Raw genomic sequence first — 5,806 nt, 5'->3', positions numbered from 1 at the left:
CGAACACAACGCAGCGTCGAGACGAAGACGCTTACTCAGACAGGCTCCTAGGCCGCAAGCGCGTCCTCGATGGCGGCGAGTAGCGCCGGGTCGTCGGGTTCGACCCGGGATGTCCGGCGGAACCCCTTGGTGTCGCCGCCAAGCAAGGAGAATCTGTCGCGCCCGTGCCTGCCGTTGGCTGCACCGCAGCGAGATGCGGGCTTCGGCCCTGCCTCCTTCGCTGCACGCCGTCCTGCTCCCCGTCCGCTGCCGGCACCTCGGGCTCCCGTTCCGTTGCCTCGCTTGCAGTCAAGGGCGGCTCCCCACCCCTGGACAGGGGTTGATACGAGCCGGCCGTCGGCGCAGGAGCGTCCGGCGGCCTGCGGGCTTTGATTGCCGCCGCCCGACGGCTAGATTGCCCGGCGTCCCGCCCGGGCCCGGCCCGACAGAAACAACACGCCAGGTTCACCCATGCGTCTCCTGCCGCTGCTCGTCGCCGGCCTTCTGCTCCTTGCCCCGGCCGCGCCGGCCGTCGCCCAGCTGCCGGGATCGCTCTACACCGGCCAGTCCTCGGGGGAGGCTTCCGAGGGGGCGCAGGACGGTAGGTCGGCGGCCGAGGTCACCGACGAGCGGCTTCGGACGCTGATCGACAGGCTGCAGGATCCCGAGGCGCGCGAAGAGCTGATCGGCAACCTGGAGGCCCTGCTGGAGGCCAACCGGCGCACCGAGGAGCAGGACCGGCAGGAGACCGAGAAGACCTTCGGCTCCTCCGCCCTGGAGGCGGTGGTCGGCGGTATGAGCGGGCTGTCGGACCAGCTCGTCGAGGCCGCCGGCACCTTCGCCGAGCTGCCCGGCGACCTGCTCGCCGGCATCGAGGCCCTGGAGCAGCCCGACGTCCAGCGCCGCTTCCTGGAGGTCTCGGCGACGCTGCTCGCGATCGCCGTCGGCGGCCTGCTCGCCGAGTTCCTGGTCGGCCGCCTGCTCGCCCGGCCGCGCCGCGCGCTCGACGACAAGGCGGCCGAAAGCTGGGCCGTGCGCCTGCTCTACCTGCTGTTCCGGCTGCTGCTCGACTTGGTGCCGATCGCGGTCTTCGCGGCCACGACCTACGGCATCTTGACCCTGTCCGACACCACGCGGACCACCAACCTGGTGGCGCTGACCTTCATCAACGCCAACGTGCTCGACCGGGCCATCCGCCTGGCCGGGCGGCTGGTCCTGGTGCCGCAGAACCGCGGGCAGCGCCTGCTGCCGCTCGGCGACGAGACGGCGCACTACCTCTATCTCTGGCTGCGCCGCCTCTCGTTCGTCGCCATCTACGGCTTCATGGCGACCCAGATGGCCCTGGCCCTCGGGCTGGACGCCTCGGCGCAGGCCCTTCTGGTCAACCTGCTGGCCCTGGTCGTCGCGGCCATGCTCGTCATGTTCGTGCTGCAGCAGCGCAAGGAGGTCGGCCGCTGGCTGCGCGGCGAGGCCCAGCCCAGGGGGGCGCTCGGCAGCCTGCGCGTCCGGCTCGCCGAGATCTGGCACGTGCTGGCGATCCTCTACATCGCCGGCTGCTGGTTCATCTTCGTGCTCGACGTCGATGGCGGGTTTCTCTTCCTGGCGCGTGCGACGATCCTGACCCTGCTGATCCTGGGCGGCGCCCGCGTCGCCATCGAGGTGCTCGGCCAGGCCGTCGAGCGCGGCTTCCGGCTCGACGCCGACACGCGCGAGCGCTTCCCCCTGCTGCAGGAGCGGGCCAACCGCTACCTGCCGGTGCTGCGCGGCATCCTGGCGGCCGGCGTCTCGCTGCTTGCCGTGCTGCTGCTGCTGGAGGTCTGGGGTGCCTCGCCCTTCAGCTGGCTGATCAGCGAATCCGGCCGCGCCTTCGTCGGCCAGGTCGTCAAGATTCTGCTGGTGATCGGCGGCAGCCTCGTCGTCTGGGAGGTCACCTCCTCGACGATCGAGTCCTACCTGCGCGGCCGGCCCGGCGGGCGCAGCGCGCGCACCACGACGCTGCTCAAGCTGTTCCAGACCGCGCTGAGGGTCATCCTGGCGGTGCTGGTCGTGCTGATCGTGCTGTCCGAGGTCGGCCTCGACATCGCGCCGCTGCTGGCCGGCGCGGGCGTCATCGGCCTGGCCGTCGGCTTCGGCGCCCAGACCCTGGTCAAGGACGTCATCACCGGCATCTTCATGCTGATGGAGAACACCATCGCCGTCGGCGACGTGGTCGAGATCGGCGGCCACACCGGCGTCGTCGAGCAGGTCTCGATCCGCACGGCGCACCTGCGCGACCTCGAGGGCCGCGTCCACGTCGTGCCCTTCAGCGACGTCACCAGCGTGATCAACTACGGCCGCGGCTTCGCCTATGCGCTGATCGACATGGGCGTGTCCTACCGCGAGAACCTCGATGAGGTCGTCGCGGTGCTCAAGGAGGCGGCCGAGGAGCTGCGCCAGGAGGAGCAGTTCAAGGGCGTCATCCTGGGCGAGCTCGAGGTCCTGGGACTCGACGCCTTCGGCGCCTCCGAGATCGTCGTGCGCGTGCGCCTGAAGACGACGCCGCTGATGCAGTGGTCGGTCAAGCGCGCCTTCAACGCGCACATCAAGAAGGCCTTCGACGCCAAGGGCATCGAGATTCCCTTCCCGCACCGGACGATCTACTTCGGCGTCGACAAGGATGGCTCGGCGCCGCCGATGCATCTGGTCCAGGAGCCCTCGCCGGCAGCCGCGCTCGAAGGCGGCGAGGCCGAGGACGCGGACGACGCCGGGAACGACGCCGGGAACGACGGTGGGAACGACGGTGGGGACGAAGCGGTCGCGCCGAAGCGCCCGCGCCAGCGACGGCGCACCCAGGACCTGCCGGACGCCGAGGGCGACACCCAGACCTGAGCGGCGCTCGGCGCTTGGCACCGCGAACGGCAGCCGCTATGGCTTGCCGGCCTTCCGTCCGTCACTGGGAAGCCGATGTCCTGGGCTCTGCCGCCGGCACTGCTGTCGCTCGCGATCTGGTGCGTGCTGCTGTTCGCGCGCGGCGGCTTCTGGCGCCTGGCCGAACGGCTCGGGCGCCCGCCGAAGCCGGCCGCCTGGCCCGCCGTCGCCGCGGTCGTGCCGGCGCGCAATGAGGCCGCGGTCGTCGGCAAGGCGGTCGCCTCGCTGCTCGCCCAGGACTATCCGGGCGCCTTCCAGGTGATCCTGGTCGACGACCACAGCGGGGACGGCACCGCCGCGGCGGCCCGGGCCGCGGCCGAGACGCCCGACGGTCCCGACCCGCGCCTGACGATCCTGTCGGCCGCCGCCCTGCCGGCGGGCTGGACCGGCAAGCTCTGGGCGCAGAACCAGGGCCTGCAGGCGGCCCGCGAGCGCCTGCCCGAGGCGGCGTGGTTCTGGCTGACCGACGCCGACATCGCCCACCCGCCGGGCCTGCTCGCCCGGCTCGTCGCCAAGGCCGAGGCCGAGGACCGAGACCTGGTCTCGCTGATGGTCCGGCTGCGCTGCCGCACCGCCTGGGAGCGGCTGCTGATCCCGCCCTTCCTCTACTTCTTCGCCAAGCTCTTTCCCTTCGCCTGGGTCGCCGAGAACCGGCCCCGGATCCTGGGCGGAACTTCGGCCGCGGCCGGCGGCTGCCTGCTGGTCCGGCGCCTGGCCCTGGACAACGCCGGCGGGCTGGCGCCGATCCGTGCCGCCCTGATCGACGACTGCAGCCTGGCCCGGCGCATCCGGCGCTACGGCCGCCCCGGCGGCGCCGGCCGGCTGTGGCTCGGCCACGGCCCGCAGTCCGTAAGCCTGCGCGGCTATGACGACCTCGCCGGGATCTGGGCCATGGTCCGGCGCAGCGCCTACGAGCAGCTCGGCCGCTCGCCGCTGATCCTCGTCGGCGCCGCCCTCGCCATGGCGCTGATCTACCTGGTGCCGCCGCTCGTCGTGCTGAGCGCCGGCTGGCACGAGGACGGCCTGGCGGCGGCAGCCGGCCTGCTCGCCTGGGCCGCGATGGCGGCCTCCCTGCTGCCGGCGCTGGGGCTCTACGGCTGCTCCCGCCTCTGGGCGCCGCTGCTGCCGCTGGCCGCGCTGCTCTACACGGCCATGACCCTCGATTCGGCGCTGGCCCACCGGCGCGGCCGCGGCGGCGCCTGGAAGGGCCGCAGCCAGGCGGCGGCGGGCGAAGCGGCGGCTGGTCCGAGGGCGTCCGGTCTGGAGACGCCCTCGGGCAAGGGCGCCGGCGACGAGAACTTTCCGGTCGGCTCGCTGCTGATCGAGCGGCGGCTGCGCCCGACGGTCATGGCCTACTACGCGGTCGCCCGCGCGACCGACGACATCGCCGACGACCCGGCGCTCGCGCCGGCCGAGAAGGTCGCCCGCCTCGAACGCTTCCAGGCCGCGCTCGAGGGCCGCCTGGATGGGCCCGAGCTGGCGACGGCGGTGCGCGCGCGGCAGGCGCTGCGCGCAGCCGGCGTGCCGGTCGAGCACGCTTGGCGCCTGCAGGAGGCCTTCAAGCGCGATGCCGTCAAGGGCCGCTACGACGACTGGGAGGACCTGATGGCCTACTGCGCCGACTCGGCCAACCCGGTCGGCCGCTTCCTGCTCGACCTGCACCGCGAGGACCGCGCCGGCTTTCCGGCCTCCGACGCGCTCTGCAGCGCGCTGCAGGTGATCAACCACCTGCAGGACTGCCAGGCGGACTATCGCCTTCTCGACCGGGTCTACCTGCCGGGCGACTGGCTGGCCGCCGAGGCGGTCGCCGTCGAGGACCTGGACGCGCCGAGCGCCGGGCCGGGGCTGCGCCGGGTGCTCGACCGCTGCCTGGAGCGGGTCGAGGGCCTGCTGGAGGAGGCGCGCCCCCTGCCGTGGCGCCTCGCCTCGCTGCGCCTGGCCCTGGAGACGGCGGCGATCCTGCGCCTCGCCGAGGTCCTGGCCCGCGAGCTGCGCAGGCGCGACCCCCTGGCCGGGCGGGTCGCGCTGTCGAAGCCCGCGATGCTCTGGCACGCCGTCGGCGCGGCAGCGGCCTGCCTGGCCGGCCGCTCGCTGGGACGGCATCCCGCCGGCCTGGGGCATCCGGCATGACCGGCCCGCCGCCCACGCCCGAGGCCGCCGCCGACCACGCCGAGGCGATGGTGCGGCGCTCCGGCACCTCCTTCTTCTGGGGCATGCGCGTGCTGCCGCCCGAGCGGCGGCGCGCGATCTACGCGGTCTACGCCTTCTGCCGGGCCGTCGACGACATCGCCGACGAGCCGGGCGACCCGGCGGTCCAGCAGGCCCGGCTCGACGCCTGGCGCCGCGAGCTCGACCTGCTCTACGCCGGCGGCGCGCCCCACGATCCGGTGGCCTGGGCGCTGCAGCCGGCGATCCGCCGCTACGACCTGCCGAAGGTCGAGTTCGAGGCCGTGATCGACGGCATGGAGATGGATCTCCACAAGCGCAACCTCGCCCCGAGCCTCGAGGAGCTGCTGCTCTATTGCCGGCGGGTCGCCGGCGCCGTCGGCCTGCTCGCGATCCGCTGCTTCGGCGCGCGCGAGGCCGAAGCCGAGCGGCTGGCGATCGTGCTCGGCGAGGCGCTGCAGCTGACCAACATCCTGCGCGACCTCGGCGAGGATGCGGACGACGGCCGGCTCTACCTGCCGGCAGAGCTGCTGGAGCGTCACGGCATCGCCTCGCGCGATCCCGCGGCGGTGCTCGCCGATCCACGCCTGCCGCGGGTCTGCGGCGACCTGGCGGCCCTGGCGCGCCAGCGCTACATCGAGGCGCGCAAGCTGATCGCCCGCTGCGACCGCCGCCGGCTGCGGCCGGCGATCCTGATGATGGCGAGCTACGAGCCGCTGCTCGAGCGCATGGAGGCAGGGGCTTGGCGCGAGCC

At 73.5% G+C, this 5,806-nt stretch carries 3 protein-coding genes; all 3 read left to right on the top strand.

What is annotated here, in order from left to right; translation table 11 throughout:
• Positions 1 to 450 precede the first annotated feature (450 nt).
• Positions 451 to 2,847, top strand: a complete 2,397-nt coding sequence (locus WD341_RS11525) for a mechanosensitive ion channel domain-containing protein (RefSeq protein WP_368425602.1) — start codon at positions 451 to 453, stop codon at positions 2,845 to 2,847.
• A 75-nt stretch (positions 2,848 to 2,922) separates the two neighbouring features.
• Positions 2,923 to 5,016, top strand: a complete 2,094-nt coding sequence (gene hpnC / locus WD341_RS11520) for a squalene synthase HpnC (RefSeq protein ID WP_368425601.1) — start codon at positions 2,923 to 2,925, stop codon at positions 5,014 to 5,016.
• On the top strand, positions 5,013 to 5,806 hold a 794-nt coding region (gene hpnD / locus WD341_RS11515; RefSeq protein ID WP_368425600.1), incomplete at its 3' end, for a presqualene diphosphate synthase HpnD. The genes hpnC and hpnD, both read left to right, overlap by 4 nt.

It is taken from the genome of Tistlia sp., from assembly GCF_040905785.1.
Lineage (GTDB): Bacteria > Pseudomonadota > Alphaproteobacteria > Kiloniellales > DSM-21159 > Tistlia.
Note: the sequence above shows the minus strand (reverse complement) of the source record. Positions and strands in the feature narration are given on the sequence as shown.